The sequence below is a fragment of the Neobacillus sp. B24 genome (genome assembly GCF_055381825.1).
On record NZ_AP035777.1, the window covers coordinates 4,802,448 to 4,821,110 of the forward strand.

Sequence of the window (18,663 nt, forward strand, 5' to 3'; positions counted from 1 at the left end):
AAAAAACTCATTATTGAATTATTATAAATAATTATACCACTAAATTTGTCGAAAAATGTTTCTTATATGACTTTCCCATCCTCCACTTTTATCCAAACTAAAAACACCATTCCTGATAACACAACAATGGTGCATGGTACGCTTGAATTATAAATCTTATTTCTTCATCCACCCCATGCCCATAGCACCTTCACCGAGGTGGGTGCCGATCACGGCGCCGAAGTAGCCAATTGAGAATTCGACGTTCGGGTACTGGGCTTCGAGTTCAACTTTCCATTCCTTCGCTTCTGCTTCACGATTAGCATGAATAATGACCGCTTGATAGCGACCGCCCCCCAAAGCATCCTCGCCAAGCAGGTCCTCGATGCGTTTCATGGCTTTTTTCCGAGTGCGAATTTTTTCAAACGGAACGATAACCTTCTCTTCAAAATGCAGCAACGGTTTCACCTGCAGCAAGCTGCCGATTAAAGCTGCAGCCCCTGACAGCCGTCCGCCGCGCTGCAGATGGGCCAAATCGTCGACCATGAAGTATGCCCGGGCCGAACCCTTCAATTCTTCTAACCGGGCAATGATTCTCTCAGGGTCCGAACCGCGTGAAGCCCACTCAGCTGCCTCAAGCGCATAGAAGCCCTGAACCATGCAGCTGATTTCCGAGTCAAACGGGTATACCTTGATACCCTCAACCATCGTACTAGCCGTGACAGCCCCTTGAAAAGTGCCGCTGATTCCACTTGATAGGTGTACGCAGATGACGGCATCGTAATCCTTAGCCAGTTTTTCAAACAGCTCGACAAATTGGCCAATCGCCGGCTGTGATGTCGTTGGCAGCTCCTTTGTCTTCACTTCTTCGTAAAATTGTTCCCAAGTGATGTCGACTTCTTCCTGGTAGGCTTCGTCGCCAAAAATAACATTTAACGGGACCATATGAATGTTCCATTTTTCCCGAATTTCCTTCGGTATGTATGCAGTACTATCCGTGACAATTGCCGTCTTCATATATCTAATTACCATCCTTAACTTTTTCGCGAATAAGAAATTCAACTGTCCCAACAGACTCCGACAGTGCGAGTTTTCATTTACAAAAATATGTCTGTACAATATTTTATATGAAAAGGAAATAAAATGCATTCTTTTCGAAGGAATTCGGAAAATAAAAAGAACACGCAATGCTTTGCGTGCCCTCTCAACCATTATTTAGCGAACTTCCACCCAGCCATTTTTGATCGCGACTACCACGGCTTGGGTACGGTCGTTGACGTTCATTTTCTGTAAAATGTTTGAAACGTGGTTTTTGACAGTTTTTTCACTGATGTATAAAGATTCACCGATACCGCGGTTGCTTTTTCCATCAGCCAGCATTTGCAGTACTTCACATTCACGACGCGTTAACAAATGCAATGGACGACGGATTTCAACCGTTTGCACATAGGAACCGCCACGTGAAACCCCCGCTGCCAGCTTGCGATACTCGTTGACAAGATTGTGCGTTACCTTCGGATGCAGGTAAGAACCGCCATCCGCCACGACACGTACTGCCTCAATTAAGGCATCTGCGTCCATTTCCTTTAACAGATAACCGCATGCGCCGGTTTGCAGCGCGTGAGTGACATAATTTTCATCGTCATGAATTGATAGAATGATAACCTTTGTATCTGGGTACTTATCAACTAATTCGCGGGTCGCTTCGACACCGTTCATTTGCGGCATATTGATGTCCATGATGACAACATCAGGACGGTATTCCTCAACAAGGCGTAATGCATCGCTGCCATCGTCGCCTTCTGCGACAACTTGGAACGATTTTTCAAATTCTAGTATTCTCTTAACACCTTCTCTAAAAAGCTGGTGGTCATCAACAATAATAATTTTGGTCGTCATGTGTAACTCCCCCTAATCTGTTCAAATTTCCCATTGGAGTATGTGTTACGGATCAATAATTTCTAAAATACGGGTCCTGACATCCTTTGCATAGTTACTACTATAGTAATAGTTCCATTAGTGCCTTAGTTCCATTGGTGCCTGACACCATTTACTGACTTTACACTGTGTAAACCGTGCAATCGGTGCCTGACACCATCCCCCGTTAGCCCGTCAGTGGTACCTTAATATGGACAGATGTGCCTTTGCCAATTTTGGAGTCAAAACTAATTTGGCCTTCGAGCAGTTCAACACGTTCACGCATGCCGATCATGCCGAAGGAGCCTTCTTTCTTTTTACCTGTGTCAAAGCCAACTCCATTGTCCTTGATGAGCACGTTGATCGCTGTGTCGGTGATGTCGAGCCGGACTTTAATCTCGCAGGCATTAGAGTGCTTCAACGAGTTTTGTACGGATTCCTGAATCAGGCGGAATAAGGCCACTTCATATTTAGCTGGAAGCCGGCACTCCTGGCCAACATTTTCAAATGTAATACTGGCGTTGTTATGATAATCTTCGATAGTACGCAAATATTTTCTGAGAGTCGGAACAAGCCCCAAATCATCCAGTGCCATCGGCCGCAAGTCATAAATAATTCTGCGTACCTCGTAAAGGGCCGAACGCACCATCTTTTTAAAGCTTTGGATTTCGAGAAGTGCCTCATCTCCGCCCCGCTCGCGATATACACGTTCCACCAAATCAGAGCGGACAATAACATTTGCCAGCATTTGCGCCGGGCCATCGTGAATATCCCGTGACAGGCGCTTTCGCTCTTCCTCCTGGGCCTCAATTACCTTCAAGCCGAGATCCTGCTTGGCTTTTGCAGTTTCAAACGCTTCGCCAAACTTCTTCAGGTCACTCTGGAGGTAATTCATGACCACGCTAATCTGTGAAATCAGCTGCTCGGCCTGTTCAATCGTTTCGTTAAGGCCCATCAGCCTGCGCTCCAGCTCCTCCCGTTTTTCCAGCAGCTGCTTTTTGTACTGCAAATTAATGGAGAAATCCATTTGCAGCTGATGCGCCTTTTCGTACGCTTCGCGGACTTCTTCCTCGGAATATTTTTTAAAATTCATACTTACTTCTGACAACTTGTGCCGTGCAGCTTTGACAAGAGCCTCAAGCTGGGCGCCTTCTTCGTTAAGCTTAACCATTACCTGCTTAATCGAGTCAAGCTCGTTCTTGATGTTGTCGTAGTCTTGCCGGCATTTTTCGCTGATTCGGAAGATGTCACTTTTACTGCACGTGACCGTATCAAGCATTTCCTCACGGATTTCATCAATGGATTTAATATTCATTTGCATCATTTTCATTGCAGACTCCTCCGGGCAACTCATTTTCCCTTTAGGCCTTTAGCATACTTTACCATTTTTTGAAAAAATTAGCTAAGGTTATGGCTCGTATATGCTGACTTTTGCCTCATTTTCGTAAAAAAGTAGTATAATTATTATACTAAACTACTTCCTTAAGCCTATGAAAAAGTACTATCGAGCTGTATTCATTATATCATTCGAACTTTACACCTATATTATAGGTATATTACATTATTTTATTTTATTTTTTTAACATAGAAAGGAGTTTAACATGCTGCCCCGGTACTTAACAGTAAAACAAAGCGGTGAACATGAAATTGTTATTCAAAAATCACGATTTATTGCCCATGTGATGAGGGCGGAAACAGAACAAGCAGCCCAAGAATTCATTGGGGCAATCAAGAAACAACACTGGAACGCGACCCACAATTGCTCCGCCTACCTGATTGGCGAGCATGACCAAATTCAAAAAGCAAACGATGACGGCGAACCAAGCGGAACTGCCGGAGTCCCTATCTTAGAGGTGCTAAAAAAGCGGAACCTGAAGGACACTGTCGTTGTGGTTACCCGCTATTTTGGCGGGATTAAGCTCGGCGCAGGCGGCCTGATCCGCGCTTACGGCAAGTCGACATCAGAAGGTCTTGATGCAGTTGGGATTGTCGTAAGACGATTAGTACAAATTATGCATACCAAAATTGATTATACCTGGCTTGGGAAAATTGAAAAAGAACTGCGCGCCTCCGAATATAAAATAAAAGAAATTCATTACTTGGATGTCGTTGAGATTGAAACCTACGTTGATGAAAACCGCACCCAAGAATTCACTGACTGGATGATTGAATTGACCAACGGGCAAGCGGTTTTAGAACAAGGTGATACAGTTTATCTTGAGGAAGACTTTGTGAGAACATAAGTTGTATTCTTTATGAAAATTATAATTGGACTGAATAAAGAACACAATTGGGAAAAAAATATGACAACATGAAAAAAGACTCATTTTATATAATAAATGAGTCCCTTCTTTATGGCCTGTCCTTTGCGAGGCTTGTCCGGAAGGTTTGTACTATTTTCAACAACGGGCGATAATTCCTGCCGACAAGGCCAATTTTTTCGGCGATGATTTCAATAATCAAAATCACAAGCGCGATTAGGACGAGCGCTCCACCAACCCGCGCCTGGGAAAAAATCACTGCCACCAAGCCAAAAAAGGCGGACATCGCATAAATCAGCAGAACTGTTTGCCGGTGGGAATAGCCCATTCGCAGCATACAGTGGTGCAAGTGCTGTTTATCCGGTGCCCCCAGTGGCTTTTTATGGATAATTCTTCGCAGTATAGCAAAGAATGTATCCGAAATTGGTACCGCCAAAATAATAACAGGGATAATAAATGAAATGAAGGTGACATTTTTAAATCCAAGAAGCGATAAGACTGAGATGATAAACCCTAAAAATAATGCACCGGTATCTCCCATAAAGATTTTAGCCGGGTGGAAATTATAAATCAGAAAACCGAGTGTACTTGAAAGGACAATTAAACCGACAATGGCTACATATAAAAACCCTTGAATAAAGGCAATACCTGATATTGTTATAAGTGCTATTGATGAAACACCTGCAGCCAAGCCATCTAAACCGTCAATTAGGTTAATGGCATTTGTTATGCCAACAATCCAAAGAATTGTAAATGGAATGCTCAATATACCAAATTGGAGTTGAGCCCCGAATGGCAAATTAATAAAGATAATTTGCATATTGCCCCAAAAAACTACAACACATGCCGCTGCGAGTTGACCAATAAGCTTATTTCTTGCCGATAATTCAAACATATCATCCAAAAGACCAGTTACAATTATAACAAAGCAGCCAATTAATATAGGGAGTGCGGAGTGGTTATCCGGACGCAATAGCACAATTCCGATTATAAAACTAATAAATATTGCTAACCCGCCTAGCCTGGGCATAACAGAATGATGTACCTTCCGTTGATTAGGTCTATCCGTAGCTCCTATTAGGAGAGCTAATTTTTTTATTAGCGGCGTAATTAAAATGGAAACGACAAAGCATACTATCAAGGTGAGAAACATAAAAAAATCCTCCTTAATAAAAGTTTGCCCAAGAAGGAGGATTCGATAACACTATATATGTTGTAAAAATACGGAAGGAATAAAAAATTCCTCAAAAAAATAAATAAATAGCGGGCACTCAGAATATTGCCCGCTTAAAATACTTACTTATTTCGCATACTTGCCGGTCTAAATCCTTGAATCAATTTTAACAATGGTTTGTAATCTTCTCTCACGAGACCAATTTTCTCAACGAATATCTCAATAATAATTAATATTGTAATAAGAATGATTACTGATCCACGTATGGTTGCTTGTGAAAAAATAAAGCCAGCCAGTCCAAAAATAGCACTCATCGCATAAATCATTAAAACTGTCTGGCGATGTGTATAGCCAGATCTCAACAAACAATGATGCAAATGTGATTTATCAGGCGCAGATAATGGGCGTTTATTCACAAGTCTGCGGATGATTGCAAAGAAGGTATCCGAAATGGGAACTCCAAGGATTATTACTGGTATTACCAGTGACATAACCGTAACACTTTTTAATCCTAACAAAGAAAGAACACTTATTAAGAATCCTAAAAACAGTGCACCAGTATCCCCCATGAAAATCTTGGCTGGGTAGAAATTATATATAAGGAACCCAAGGGTTGAAAATGCTGCAATTAATGCTATTACAGTAACATATGGATTTCCTGTTATATAAGCTATTCCCGCAATAGAGAATAATGCAATGGAAGAAACCCCGCCTGCCAAACCATCTAACCCATCAATTAAATTTATTGCATTGGTAATTCCAACAATCCATAGCATTGTAAACGGAATGCTAAAGATTCCAAAATCGAGCTGTCCCCCGCCAAAAGGCAAGTTAATGAATTCTACCTTAATATCACCAACAATGATAATGACTAAAGAAGCTATAATTTGTCCCAAAGCTTTAACTTTTGGCGATAATTCCTTCACATCATCAATTGCGCCAGTAATGATAATAATAAAACTCCCAAGTATTAGGGCCCAGTGTACATTTCCAATTGGGTTTAAAAGAAGTAATTTGAAGTCTCCAATTGGTTGGATAATAAATATCCCCAATATAAAACTTATATAAATAGCCAAACCGCCTAAACGAGGCATAATTTTTTGGTGTACTTTCCTTTGATTCGGCTTGTCAGTAGCGCCAATTTTAAAGGCTAATTTCTTAATTAACGGTGTGAGGAAGATCGAAGCGCAAAAGCATAAAAACAAAGTTAAATATAACATGATAGACCCTCCGAGCATTAACAATACCTGTTTTTATAATCACATAAATAACTTTTATTAAATAAAATGATGTCAAATTTCGATAAAATACCCCTAATGGATTATAGCACAGTCTTATCGTCAATGAAACTATTAATTTTGGTATGTTAAAAGATTGTAAGATAAGCGAAATATTTATGTAGTAAAGATTAAACTTTTTGCATACCCATTACTTAGACGATATATTGTGAGGAAGGTTACATTCAAATCCAATAAAATTACTGAAAAGAAAAATCGGCTTAAAAACCAAACTTAGATAAAAATGGGATACATTAAAGTTGTGTACCTTTTAATGTATCCCATTGCTTCTTTAATTTTATCCTTTAATTTCATTTAAGTAAGCTGATAAAGCAGTTTTCCAATTACGAAGAGGTGTTAACCCTTGCTCTTCAATTTTCTTCTTGCTTAACACCGAATATTTCGGTCTTGCGGCTGGCCTCGGGAATTGGTCTGTGGTTAATGGGTTCACCTTTACATTAAGACCAGCTTGGGTGAATATTTCAACGGCAAATTCATACCATGAACAAACACCGCTGTTTGTTGCATGGTAAATACCGAATTTATCGGTTTCCATGAGTTCTACCATGAACTTTGCCAAATCAACTGTATAGGTTGGCGAACCAACCTGATCGTGTACTACTCCAACTTCCCCGCGTTCTTTGCCGAGGCGAAGCATCGTTGTAACAAAATTATGGCCATAAGCACCAAAAACCCATGCAGTCCGAACAATAAAGAATTTCTCCAAAATATCCTGGACAAATTCTTCACCGGCTAATTTCGTTCTTCCATACGCCCCTAACGGTTGTGTTAGCTGATCCACTTCATATGGTTCGGAGGCTGTTCCGTTAAAAACATAATCCGTGCTGATATACAGCATTTTAGCACCTGTCTGCTTTGCAGCCTGGGCCAAATTCTTTGTACCAATTCCATTTACCTGATAGGCCGTTTCTTCATCCTCTTCTGCTGCATCCACATTAGTGTAGGCAGCACAATGAAGAATGACATCCGGTTTCACATCTGAGATAAACTCTAGTACATCATCTTCATTGGTTATATCTAATTGTTCACGGTTGGTACCAATGGCTTGATGGTTTTTTCGCTTTAATTCCAATAGCACATCTTGCCCTAATTGGCCCGCTGCCCCAGTTACAACAACCTTCATTACTCTACCCCTAGTCTTTCACCATATTGGGATTTAAAATAGTCTTGATATTCTCCGGAAATGATGTTTTCCCACCATTCTTTATTGTTTAAATACCAATTAATCGTTTGCTCAATCCCTGTATCAAAGTTGTACTTAGGAGACCAGCCAAGCTCAGTGCGCAACTTTGTTGCATCAATCGCATAGCGGCGGTCATGCCCCGGACGGTCCTGAACAAATTTAATCAACGATTCAGGTTTGCCAAGTTGCTTAAGAATAGTTTTCACAATATCGATATTTGTGCGTTCGTTATTTCCACCAACATTGTAAACCTCACCAACACGGCCCTTATGCAATACAAGGTCAATCGCCTGGCAGTGGTCCTCCACATGCAGCCAGTCACGGACATTGAACCCATCACCATATACCGGAAGCTCTTTGTCATTTAATGCATTAATAATCATTAACGGAATGAGCTTCTCTGGGAAATGGAATGGACCATAATTATTGGAACAGCGAGTAATATTTGTCGGCAAGCCAAAAGTTTCATTGTAAGCACGAACAAGCAGGTCTGCTCCTGCTTTACTTGCACTGTATGGGCTATTTGCCGCTAACGGCGTCTCTTCAGTAAAGTAGCCAGTTTCGCCTAATGTGCCATATACTTCGTCTGTTGATACTTGTAAATACTTTTTCACTTTGAAGCTCTTGGCTGCATCAAGTAACGCCAGAGTTCCTTGAATATTCGTTTGGACAAAGATCCCAGGGTCGGTAATACTGCGATCTACATGTGATTCCGCCGCGAAGTTTATCACATAATCAAACTTTTCCTCCTGGAACAGGCCTTGAATAAACTCACGGTCAGCGATATCGCCACGGACAAACTTATAGTTTGGTTTATTTTCAATGTCCTTTAAGTTTTCCAGGTTACCGGCATAAGTTAATAAATCTAAATTAACAATTGTGTAATCAGGATATTTATTGACCATATAGCGGACAAAGTTGCTGCCAATAAAGCCAGCGCCGCCAGTTACTAATAACTTCATATATTTGCCTCCTATTTTTCAAAAACAAAATTAAGATGAGTCGCATCTTTTAATCTTGGATGCTTTGTATCCTTTTCCGAAAGGATTGGGTTAATGGTCGGCCAATCAATACCCAAATCCGGATCATTCCAAAGAATGCCGCCATCGTGCTCGGGTGAATAATATTCATCAACCTTGTACGCCACAGTGGTGTCAGGCACCAGTGTGCAAAAGCCGTGGGCAAAACCCTTCGGCACGAGCAATTGACGCTTATTTTCAGAACTAAGAATCACACCGATCCATTGACCGTAGGTTGGAGAACCTTCTCGGATGTCGACGGCAACATCGTAAATCGCACCAGTAATGCAGCGGACAACCTTTGTTTGCGCCTTTGGATTCAACTGAAAATGCAAACCTCTTAAGGTGCCGGTTGGAGCCGATAAAGACTGGTTGTCCTGTACAAAATCATAATCCAATCCTAAAGTTTCAAACATTTCTTTATTATAGCTTTCCATAAAGTAGCCGCGGTGGTCACCGAAAACTTTTGGTTCCAGGATTTTTACACCGGGTAACTTCGTATCAATGACATTCATTAACGTTACCTCGCTTATTAATTACTTGCTTGATTGGCAATTTTAATTAAATATTGCCCATATTGATTTTTCTTCAATGGCTCTGCCAGCTCAATTAGCTTTTCTTTTGTAATATAACCCATTTTATAAGCTATCTCTTCAAGACAGGCAATTTTCAATGATTGGCGCTTCTCGACCGTTTCAATAAATTGTGAAGCCTCCAACAAGGATGCATGTGTGCCGGTATCTAGCCATGCATAACCACGGCCGAGTAGTTCCACATTCAATTCACCCATTTCAAGGTAGGCCTTATTGATATCAGTTATTTCCAGTTCCCCTCGAGGTGATGGCTGAATGCTTTTTGCTATATTAACGACACGGTTATCATAAAAATATAAACCTGTTACAGCATAGTTCGATTTTGGCACTTCCGGTTTCTCTTCAATGGAAACGGCTTTTCCATCCTCATCAAACTCCACCACTCCAAAGCGTTCTGGATCATTGACATAATAGCCAAACACTGTTGCCCCAGTTTCGCGTGCTGCTGCACGTCTTAATAAATCCGTTAAGCCATGACCGTAAAAAATATTGTCACCCAAAACTAGGGCAACATTGTCATCTCCGATAAATTCATCTCCAAGGATGAATGCCTGCGCCAACCCGCCTGGGTGAGGTTGAATTTTGTATGTAAAGTTCATTCCAAGGTCGGAGCCATCACCAAGAATTTGTTCAAACCGGGATGTATCTTCCGGAGTAGAGATAATCAAAATATCTTTGATCCCAGCCAGCATCAGAACCGATAGAGGGTAATAAATCATCGGCTTATCATAAACCGGAAGCAGTTGTTTTGAAACAACTTTTGTTAATGGATATAGCCTAGTGCCACTCCCACCTGCTAAAATAATTCCTTTCATTTTGAAGTAACTCCTTTGCAATATTCTTTTTGTTTACTTACATACTTAAAATAGGGAACTAATTAAAAAATTTCCGTTAAACATTTGCATTCAATGTATTTACTATTACTTCAGTTCTTTTATCCCATGTATTATTTACTAAAAATTCGTATCTACTCTTTTCATTATACTTCAATTCATTATTTTTGATTAAGTTCCCTAAAACCTCCAAATATTCATCACTGTCGTTATAAAAATGTACGTAACCCCTAAATCTCTCTATTTCCTCATAATAAACTGAAATAATATTTTTATTAAAGTTTACGTATTCGTAGAGTTTCACAGGGTCGACTGAGAGGATAAGATCATTAATTTTAAATGGCATTATTAAACAGTTAAAATCCTTTATAGCAGTGTATATCTCACTGTGCTTTACTGGTCCGTGAAAATGTATCCTATTATTATTAGGTACATCACACTCAATGGGACCAAAAAAATGGTATTCAATATTCTCATACCTATCGAGGCTTTTCAATATTAGATCGAAATTTACCCAATTTGAGATCGTACCGACATAGGCAAGGGTGAATTTCTCTTGATTTTCAGCACTAGTTATAGGTTGAATAATATCACCATTATACCCGTTTCTTACTAAATGCGTTTTCTCTCTTTTACAGCCTCGTTTTACAATTTGATTTTGTAAATGGGCACTTGAGACGAACACAATATCAGAGTCCTCAAACAATCGAGTTTCAGATTCATAAAGAGTTTGTTTAGCTTGGGGCGTGTTTGTAAAGCCCAATACATCGTCCATACAATCATAAACCACTCTGTATTGTTTAAGTTGTTTTCTCGGTAAATAGTTATGCAAGGAAGGATGGGTAACCCAAATTATGTCAGGTTTCATAATTTTCAGGGCCATCCAGAAAAACATTTTTTGATACCAGGCATTTACCTCTCTAATGAAATTAACTTTCTTAAATGGCAGCGATATGATTGGTGAAGTCTTAATAGTAGTCGGATTTGTAGTCATAACTTTCCTATCTCTGGACAAAGCAAAATAAACATTTACATCAAACGTTTCATGAAGTTTCTCGGCCAAGAAGTGAGGTCTTTGCTTAATCCAGCTCCAATCCACATGCATTAAATATAAAATTCTTTTTTTCATAACCTTCTCCTTACTATTTCTGAAAACATTATTCTTAACAAAGGGATGCATTTTTTACGGCAGAAAACATAAATTTAATCTATTTTTCCTTTATAGTAAACCTAACACAAACAAAAACAAGTATAATATATAGGATTCATACAATCAATTAATTATAATATTTAACCTGAAAGGTTACCTTATTAATAAATTTCAGCTGTGTTAACATTGGGACCTTTATGTTTTATAATTAAATATTGTGAATTAATATAGAATTGAGTGGAGGAAAAATTTAATGGAAATAGCTGTCCTAATTCCTTGTTATAATGAAGCACTGACGATAGGGAAAGTTATCGATGATTTTAAAAAAGAACTGCCTTCTGCAAAAATATATGTTTATGATAATAATTCTAAAGACCAAACGGCTGAAATTGCCGATGCACATGGGGCTTTTGTAAAAAAAGAATACCGACAGGGAAAAGGAAATGTGGTCCGTTCCATGTTTTTTGATATTGATGCTGACTACTATATAATGGTAGATGGCGACGATACCTATCCTGCTGAATTTGCCCATTTTTTATTGGAACCTTTGGTTAGTAATGAGGCAGATATGGTAATTGGCGACCGGTTATCTAATGGTACATACGAAAGCGAAAACAAACGAAGCTTTCATAATTTTGGAAACAACTTAGTTAAAAATTTAATTAATACTCTGTATAAAAGCAACATTAAAGACATTATGACCGGATACAGAGCGTTCAATAAATTTTTTGTTAAATCATTCCCAGTGATGAGCCCTGGCTTTGAAATTGAGACAGAATTAAGTATCCATTCACTGGACAAGCGGTTTTTAATAAAGGAATTACCAATCGATTATCGAGACCGACCTGAAGGAAGTGAATCAAAACTAAATACCTTTAGTGATGGTTTCAAAGTGTTACGAACAATATTTACCCTATTTAAGGATTTCAAACCCTTCTTTTTCTTTTTCTCCTGGGCCATTGTTTTCTTTATTTTGGGTATGGCTGTAGGTATTCCAGTAATAGTAGAGTTTTTGAATACACATTTTATCACAAAGGTTCCTTCTGCAATATTGGCTGTAGGACTTATGATTCTTTCAATGCTAAGTTTAGCATGTGCTCTCATTTTAGATACAGTTGTTGCAAACTCACGCAAACAATATGAGTTGGAATTACATCGCGTTAAAACGCTTATTAGGAGTAAATAATGAATAGAGAGAAAACTTTGTTTAAAAGCATCGGTATTTCATTCATTCTATCTGTCCTGTTAACACCTGGGTTTCTCTTTTATTTTAGTCCGATACGGAATGTAGCTACTTTTAGCTTACTACTGTGTGTCATCTTCAACACAATTGTTTTAACAGGTCTAGTGACTAAGCATGTATTCAAGCCTTATTTCTCTTTTTCAAAAACACGCAACAAGGTAATAGGAATCTTTTATATCCTGTTTTCGGCATTACTGCTTATTAGTTTAAAAGGAAAGCAGCTATGGTTAGCTGATAATCATCCATTTATTATCATTTACGTTTATGTGGCAACATATATTGTGATACTGACTTTAGTTCTTGATGTAGCAAGTATTTTACTATCAATAAAGGAGAATACAGACACTAAGCTAAGTAAGTGGAAAATTGTCATTTACGGAATGCCGCATATGGTTGTTTGGTCCATATATTTGATTGCTTTTTACCCAGCCATTTTATCTATCGATTCTATGCAGCAATGGGATCAAGCACATGTCCCATATTTTCATGATTGGCATCCTGTACCGCATACTTGGTTTATTTTAGTTATCACAAAAATTTGGAATTCCCCTGCTGCAGTCGTGGCAGCCCAAGGGATTATATTAGCGCTTTTCTTTGGTTATTGTGCCTATAGTTTTGAAAAATTAAAGGTTAGCAAAAAAGCGATTTATTCTATGTTACTTATTACCGCTTTTTTGCCTGTAACAGGTATTTATGCAGTCAATCTATGGAAAGATGTCTTGTTTAGTGCAGAGATATTATTATTTAGCATGTGTCTAATCAATATTATTCTTTCTAATGGAAAATGGATGTCCAGCAAGATTAATATGTTCCTCTTTGTTTTAGCAAGCTATGGGGTGGTATTCTTTAGGCATAATGGCTTCCCTGTATTTGTCGCAACCGTTCTTATTTTATTTTTGGTATTTCGCTTGAAACTGCTCCGAACCTATATCGTTTCAGCATTTATCATTGCTCTTTATTTCTTCGTTAGAGGGCCAGTATATCAGTATTTAGACGTTATTCCAGCATCACAAAATGAAGCGCTGGCTATTCCTACCCAACAAATAGCTGCAGTAGTCAATGAGAATGGTAAAATAACAAAGGAACAACAGGATTTTATTAGTAAAATTTTGCCTTTAGATGTCTGGAAAACAAAATACAATCCATACATTGTAGACCCCCTTAAATTTGATGAACATTACAATGCTAAAGTAATCCAAAATAATAAGGGTGAGTATTTCCGGACATGGTTTGAGTTGTGTAAGCAAAATCCGGGCATTGTGATAAAAGCTTATTTAAAGGAAAGCGCACTTGTCTGGCAAATTCACTATGAACAAGGTACATATTTTCTGCCATTCTTGTTAAGATCTGACCCTCAAGATATGGCCATTCAGCGGGGAATACAACATCGGGCTATCAATCAGCCATTAACAGATAAAGCACTTAGTGCCATGTCAAAAACTGTACAGCAGCCATTTTATCTAATTTGGCGGCCGGCATTATATACGTTTGCCACATTATTGTTCCTTTTTATTGTTGTATTGAAAGGACATTGGAAACTGACGCTAGCTGCAGCTCCGGTTATATTAAATACCGCTGCTGTTGCGATATCACTCCCAGCACAGGACTTCCGATATTTATATGCCAATTTTCTTGTGGCTTTTATCATGTTTTTGGCTGCGTGCATGAATAAAAATACTAAAGGAAGAGAGAATGCTTTCTTAATAGAAAAGGAACGATTATGAATAACTTTATTAAATCACTTAACGACAATAAAATTGGGATTCTGTTTATTCTATGCGCATCCCTTACTACCGCATTTGGACAGATGTTTTGGAAAATCTCCGATGGCACTTCAATCCTTTATTTACTATTGGGATTCTTCCTTTACTTTCTTGGTGCGGTCTTAATGATAGTTGCCTTTCGATTTGGAAGCTTATCTGTCCTTCACCCGATCCTTAGCATGGGATATGTATTTGCCATTTTTATAGGAATTATTTTTTTAAATGAAATAATTACTGTTAAACAAATAGCTGGGATTGTTTGTATCGTTTCCGGTGCAATTCTGATTGGTGGTGGAGATCATTAAGATACTCTTATTGCTGGGAATGACGTTTTTAGGGTCGCTTGGAGGGTATTTTTTTAAAAAAGCATCCTCCCAAACTGTAGGCTTTAATGCGGGGTTCCTTGTTTCACTTTGCCTGGGTGGATTCTTTTATGTACTGGGTGCAATACTTAATATCATACTATTAAGATATCTTCCTTATTCTGTAGTTTATCCACTCTCCTCTATCACCTATTTGTGGACAATGCTGCTGTCGTATTTCCTTTTATCGGAAAAAATTACTGCCATAAAAATTTATGGTGTGGGGCTAATTGCTGTAGGTTCATTTCTACTCGTAATATAGTTAGATATTTAAAAAACCTCTTCATTCAATGAAGAGGTTTTTTTACGCTCTGAGTAACTTTTTGTAGATAAACCCTCTGACGGAATTAGGAAGCACCCTAACAGCCCCCCTAGTAATTACATTCTTTATAAAAGTTGGTTTATCAATAAAATGCATGTTTAAGAATTTCTTTTGCAGTTCTACTTCCTTTTGGAAATACTTTAATCCACCTCGTCTGTTGAACATATCTGCTCCAGCACGTGCATATACGAGCACTTCGGGCAGGTTCATTATTTTAACGTTAGTGTTTAACATTCTACCCCATAAATAGTAATCTTCGTTCCACATAAGTGTCTGATAGCTGCCAGATTTAATAACCGTGTCCTTCCAATAAACAACTGTCATATGATTTAATGGGCAGCGTGTTTTTGCATATTCTTTTAATTCCGCATAATCTGTTGGAACTTTCCGGATTGACTCTATTTTTTCAGGATTCTCTTCAAATTCAGCAATCCAAGAACCTAGAACCTTAACATCGGGGTTATTCTTCAAAAAGTTTATTTGCTTCTCAAATCTCTCAGGATGACATATATCATCACTGTCCATCCTTGCAATTACTTCATATGAACATTCTGTAATACCTATCTGCAAAGCTTTTCCCAGCCCCATATTCTTTTCAAGCTGAACATATTTAAACAATTTAGGAAATTCCTTTTTATATTGATCTAATAATTCATATAACTCATCTGTAAGTTTTCCATCGAAAACAATAACAATTTCGTTCGGCATTAATGTTTGCCTCAACATACTGTCTATCGACTCTTTTAAAAATGCCGGTTTTTCTTTTAAATAAACCGACATTAGAACGGAAAAGTTCATTACTTCATCTCCATTTTACATGTTTATGACTTTGACTCATAAACCATTTTTGGATTATCCCCATTAATATTACCTTTAACACCCTTAAGGGCATCGACTATACCTTTTGTAATCATCTTAACGCGAATTGCTCTCGGTTTAACAAAAAAAGTAAAGAAGAAGAATTTAAATGGCAGGATAAGCATGTACTTTAATTTAAAATTTAACGGTACATAGGACCTTTTAAACATTAGAATCGTATTACGAAATTGATAATAATGCCTAACTGGTGACGGGACACCAATACTGTTTCCTAAAAAATGATACCTGTCTTCTCCTAATCGATGTGCCATCTTTACTTCTTTGGTAACATAGGTTGAATATCCCATGTTCTCTGCTCTCCAACACCATTCATAATCTACCAAGTCTATAAACAAATCTTCTTCCATTCCACCTATTTGATTAAATGCATTTTTTGGAATTAGCGACCCCGAACTTAACGTTTGTGGAACTTTGATAATTCTTTCATCACCTGTTCCGTAATTGTGGTAAACATCTTCTTCTGTCTTATCCCGATCATAGGCTAACGGACCAATGCAAGCAATGTTTTTATTTTGACTTGCCAAGTAATTAAATTCCTTTACTAATTTGACCACTGTGTCTTCCGCTAATTTGCTATCCTGATCTAAGAGAATAAACCCATCAAACCCTTTTTCCAAAGCCCATTTCATTCCTCGGTTCTGTGCAAACGCAATACCCAAATTGCCCTTATTCGAAATGACATGAATCGCCTCAAGTTCTTGAAAAGCTAATACCTTTTCTTGGAGAGAGAAATCCGTTGAATTATCAACAATACAAATACCGCCTACTTGATGAATAACCGAATTCATATTTTCTTTAAGCTCTTTAATCTCTGGATTATAGGTAACTACTACTGCGCAAACACTTTTTATGGAAATCATGCTTTCAGCCATTTGGATATTTCCCTTTCTTATTAGATAAGCCATCACTGATTCCCCTGATAATAAATTGGAACCTTTTCAACCTCGGGGAAACAAATAGAGGATAAAGAAGGAGCTCGATACTTCTTTCTACTATAGCTTTCATCTTCCAATAGTTTGGTACATAGTCTCTTTTTAACAGAATAGCTGTGTTTCTAAATTGATAATAATGCCGTATAGGAGAGGGTATTAACAAGGTATACAAATTAAGGATTTTTAAATTTTTTTGCCCTACCATATGGCCCATTCTGGCCTTCTTACTGCTAAATACCCTGTAGCCAAATTTTTTGGCTCTCCAACACCATTCAAAATCAACTAAATCAATAAATAGACTCTCATCCATCATACCAATTTTCTTAACAGCATCAGCTAAAATTAATTTACCTGAACTAATTAGAACCTCCTTCTCAACAAAGTCCTCATTTAACTGGATCCCTTTATTAACTAGCGCTGTATAAGTTTCATTTGTGTTCTTATTAAATATATCGGGACCCAAACAAGCAATTTTTATCCCTTGAGCTCTTAAAAATTCGACTCCTTCTACCAGTGAACTTACAAGCTCACCCGGAGGATTACTGTCTTGGTCTAAAAGTAAAATCCCATCGTAGCCATTCTCAATGGCTAATTTAATACCAACATTTTGGGCTGCACCAATCCCTAAGTTTTCCCTTAAAGAAACCCAATGAATTTTGTTTACATAGTCACTATCATTCAATAAATTAGGATTAACAGGATTTTCACTGTTATCAACAATAATTAGCTTATCTACTTGTTTTACAATAGATATTATATTGGATGGCAACTCATTGATGTCAGGGTAGAAACAAACCATTACGGCACAAACCTTAAATTTCCGTTCCACGTTTAAAACCTTCTTTTAGATATAGTTTATCCAATGAGCTTAGAACAATTAAAACAACAATATTTGTTGTATCAAACAAATAAGGATTAGTAAAAGCATATAACACATAAGAAAGATAAATTAAATATACAATAATATTTCTCCAAAACTTTATGATAAAGGTAATTTTGGTTACTAAAAAAAAGATAAAATATAATATACCGACCTGGTTCAAGACATAAATGGTTTGAAGCTCAAAATAATAAGCATTTCGGTAATCACGATAATCTGAAATAACATAAATGATATTCCCCAAGCCTTGGCCAAATAATAATGTAATGGGAGACTCCATTAAATCACGGATAAGATGGTTCGCTTGATCAAATCTGGTCGGAATAGAATATTCCATTTTTCTCAATAATACTTCATTTAAATAGGGATAAACCAAAATAGCAACCATAATAATAATGACCAAAAAGAGGAGAGTAAGCATAATCATTCTCTTTCTATTCCCAAATAAATTTTTAAGAAAAGAAATTACCCTCTTATTTAAGAAAAATAAAACCAACCCGTACATACCTATAAAGAATAAAATGGCGAGTATAAATGCCAAATTACCTGCAACAATCGTCCCCACGAATAAGAGAGACGCCACGGAGATTTTTATCCGCTTTGATCGAATAGCAAATAAACTGACAATAAATGCAACCGGTAAAATTGGATTTCCTTTTATTTGGATTCGATAAAAATATTGGTTATAGGTATAAATATCCCCCATTCCAAGACTCATTACTTTTGCCCTGATATATTCGGCAAAATCTGGTCCGCCAAATATCAGAATGTATATTTCAAAAATGATGAGAACAATGCTATGTACGACAGAAAGAATAATAAAAATATTAACGTAGCTTTTTTTCGCTGGTAGAAAAAAGACAGCTAATATCAAT

At 37.8% G+C, this 18,663-nt stretch carries 19 protein-coding genes; 5 read left to right on the forward strand and 14 right to left on the reverse strand.

Features of this window, described 5'->3' with window-relative positions; genetic code table 11:
- Positions 1 to 156: 156 nt before the first annotated feature.
- From ACZ43M_RS23830 to ACZ43M_RS23840, 3 genes are all read right to left on the reverse strand, one after another.
- On the reverse strand, positions 157 to 996 hold the full coding sequence (locus ACZ43M_RS23830; protein ID WP_464504993.1) for a DegV family protein: 840 nt from the start codon (positions 994 to 996) through the stop codon (positions 157 to 159).
- Between the two features lie 198 nt (positions 997 to 1,194).
- Complete coding sequence (locus tag ACZ43M_RS23835; RefSeq protein WP_464504994.1) at positions 1,195 to 1,878, reverse strand: response regulator; 684 nt, start codon at positions 1,876 to 1,878, stop codon at positions 1,195 to 1,197.
- 205 nt (positions 1,879 to 2,083) lie between these two features.
- Positions 2,084 to 3,226, reverse strand: a complete 1,143-nt coding sequence (locus tag ACZ43M_RS23840; RefSeq protein ID WP_464504995.1) for a sensor histidine kinase — start codon at positions 3,224 to 3,226, stop codon at positions 2,084 to 2,086.
- Positions 3,227 to 3,497: 271 nt separating this feature from the next.
- Here ACZ43M_RS23840 and ACZ43M_RS23845 point away from each other — a divergent pair, with 271 nt between their 5' ends.
- The gene (locus ACZ43M_RS23845; protein WP_464504996.1) at positions 3,498 to 4,139 is read left to right on the forward strand and encodes a YigZ family protein; all 642 of its coding nucleotides are present in this window, start codon (positions 3,498 to 3,500) and stop codon (positions 4,137 to 4,139) included.
- A gap of 109 nt (positions 4,140 to 4,248) precedes the next feature.
- Here ACZ43M_RS23845 and ACZ43M_RS23850 read toward each other — a convergent pair whose 3' ends face one another.
- The 7 genes from ACZ43M_RS23850 to ACZ43M_RS23880 form a co-directional block, all read right to left on the reverse strand.
- Complete coding sequence (locus ACZ43M_RS23850; RefSeq protein ID WP_464504997.1) at positions 4,249 to 5,310, reverse strand: glycosyltransferase family 4 protein; 1,062 nt, start codon at positions 5,308 to 5,310, stop codon at positions 4,249 to 4,251.
- A gap of 143 nt (positions 5,311 to 5,453) precedes the next feature.
- Positions 5,454 to 6,551, reverse strand: coding sequence for a glycosyltransferase family 4 protein (locus ACZ43M_RS23855; protein WP_464504998.1), 1,098 nt, complete (start codon positions 6,549 to 6,551; stop codon positions 5,454 to 5,456).
- A gap of 355 nt (positions 6,552 to 6,906) precedes the next feature.
- Positions 6,907 to 7,752 (reverse strand): dTDP-4-dehydrorhamnose reductase, encoded by an 846-nt coding sequence (gene rfbD, locus ACZ43M_RS23860; RefSeq protein WP_464504999.1) that lies wholly within the window; start codon positions 7,750 to 7,752, stop codon positions 6,907 to 6,909.
- Positions 7,752 to 8,774, reverse strand: a complete 1,023-nt coding sequence (rfbB, locus tag ACZ43M_RS23865) for a dTDP-glucose 4,6-dehydratase (protein ID WP_464505000.1) — start codon at positions 8,772 to 8,774, stop codon at positions 7,752 to 7,754. The genes rfbD and rfbB overlap by 1 nt, the downstream gene beginning before the upstream one ends.
- A gap of 11 nt (positions 8,775 to 8,785) precedes the next feature.
- Positions 8,786 to 9,346: a dTDP-4-dehydrorhamnose 3,5-epimerase gene (gene rfbC / locus ACZ43M_RS23870; RefSeq protein ID WP_464505001.1), complete on the reverse strand. Its 561-nt coding sequence runs from the start codon at positions 9,344 to 9,346 to the stop codon at positions 8,786 to 8,788.
- Between the two features lie 17 nt (positions 9,347 to 9,363).
- The gene (rfbA, locus tag ACZ43M_RS23875; protein WP_464505002.1) at positions 9,364 to 10,239 is read right to left on the reverse strand and encodes a glucose-1-phosphate thymidylyltransferase RfbA; all 876 of its coding nucleotides are present in this window, start codon (positions 10,237 to 10,239) and stop codon (positions 9,364 to 9,366) included.
- 76 nt (positions 10,240 to 10,315) lie between these two features.
- Positions 10,316 to 11,386, reverse strand: coding sequence for a glycosyltransferase family protein (locus tag ACZ43M_RS23880; RefSeq protein WP_464505003.1), 1,071 nt, complete (start codon positions 11,384 to 11,386; stop codon positions 10,316 to 10,318).
- 274 nt (positions 11,387 to 11,660) lie between these two features.
- On the opposite strand from ACZ43M_RS23880, the gene ACZ43M_RS23885 reads away from it, so the two are divergent.
- From ACZ43M_RS23885 to ACZ43M_RS23900, 4 genes are read left to right on the forward strand one after another with little or no spacing between them, the layout of a single operon-like run.
- Positions 11,661 to 12,593, forward strand: coding sequence for a glycosyltransferase family 2 protein (locus tag ACZ43M_RS23885; RefSeq protein WP_464505004.1), 933 nt, complete (start codon positions 11,661 to 11,663; stop codon positions 12,591 to 12,593).
- Entirely contained in the window at positions 12,593 to 14,374 is a 1,782-nt protein-coding gene (locus ACZ43M_RS23890; protein ID WP_464505005.1) for a DUF6020 family protein, read from the forward strand. Before ACZ43M_RS23885 ends, ACZ43M_RS23890 begins: the two co-directional genes overlap by 1 nt.
- Positions 14,371 to 14,718: an EamA family transporter gene (locus ACZ43M_RS23895; RefSeq protein ID WP_464505006.1), complete on the forward strand. Its 348-nt coding sequence runs from the start codon at positions 14,371 to 14,373 to the stop codon at positions 14,716 to 14,718. The genes ACZ43M_RS23890 and ACZ43M_RS23895 overlap by 4 nt, the downstream gene beginning before the upstream one ends.
- A gap of 19 nt (positions 14,719 to 14,737) precedes the next feature.
- Positions 14,738 to 15,037 (forward strand): EamA family transporter, encoded by a 300-nt coding sequence (locus ACZ43M_RS23900; protein WP_464508102.1) that lies wholly within the window; start codon positions 14,738 to 14,740, stop codon positions 15,035 to 15,037.
- Positions 15,038 to 15,079: 42 nt separating this feature from the next.
- On the opposite strand, the gene ACZ43M_RS23905 is transcribed toward ACZ43M_RS23900, so the two are convergent.
- From ACZ43M_RS23905 to ACZ43M_RS23920, 4 genes are read right to left on the reverse strand one after another with little or no spacing between them, the layout of a single operon-like run.
- Complete coding sequence (locus ACZ43M_RS23905; protein WP_464505007.1) at positions 15,080 to 15,895, reverse strand: glycosyltransferase; 816 nt, start codon at positions 15,893 to 15,895, stop codon at positions 15,080 to 15,082.
- A gap of 23 nt (positions 15,896 to 15,918) precedes the next feature.
- Positions 15,919 to 16,881 carry a glycosyltransferase family 2 protein gene (locus tag ACZ43M_RS23910; protein WP_464505008.1) on the reverse strand — a complete coding sequence of 321 codons (963 nt, stop codon included), beginning with the start codon at positions 16,879 to 16,881 and terminating at the stop codon, positions 15,919 to 15,921.
- Positions 16,841 to 17,737 carry a glycosyltransferase family 2 protein gene (locus ACZ43M_RS23915; protein ID WP_464505009.1) on the reverse strand — a complete coding sequence of 299 codons (897 nt, stop codon included), beginning with the start codon at positions 17,735 to 17,737 and terminating at the stop codon, positions 16,841 to 16,843. Before ACZ43M_RS23915 ends, ACZ43M_RS23910 begins: the two co-directional genes overlap by 41 nt.
- The gene (locus ACZ43M_RS23920) at positions 17,721 to 18,494 is read right to left on the reverse strand and encodes a hypothetical protein (RefSeq protein ID WP_464505010.1); all 774 of its coding nucleotides are present in this window, start codon (positions 18,492 to 18,494) and stop codon (positions 17,721 to 17,723) included. Before ACZ43M_RS23920 ends, ACZ43M_RS23915 begins: the two co-directional genes overlap by 17 nt.
- Positions 18,495 to 18,663: the final 169 nt, after the last annotated feature.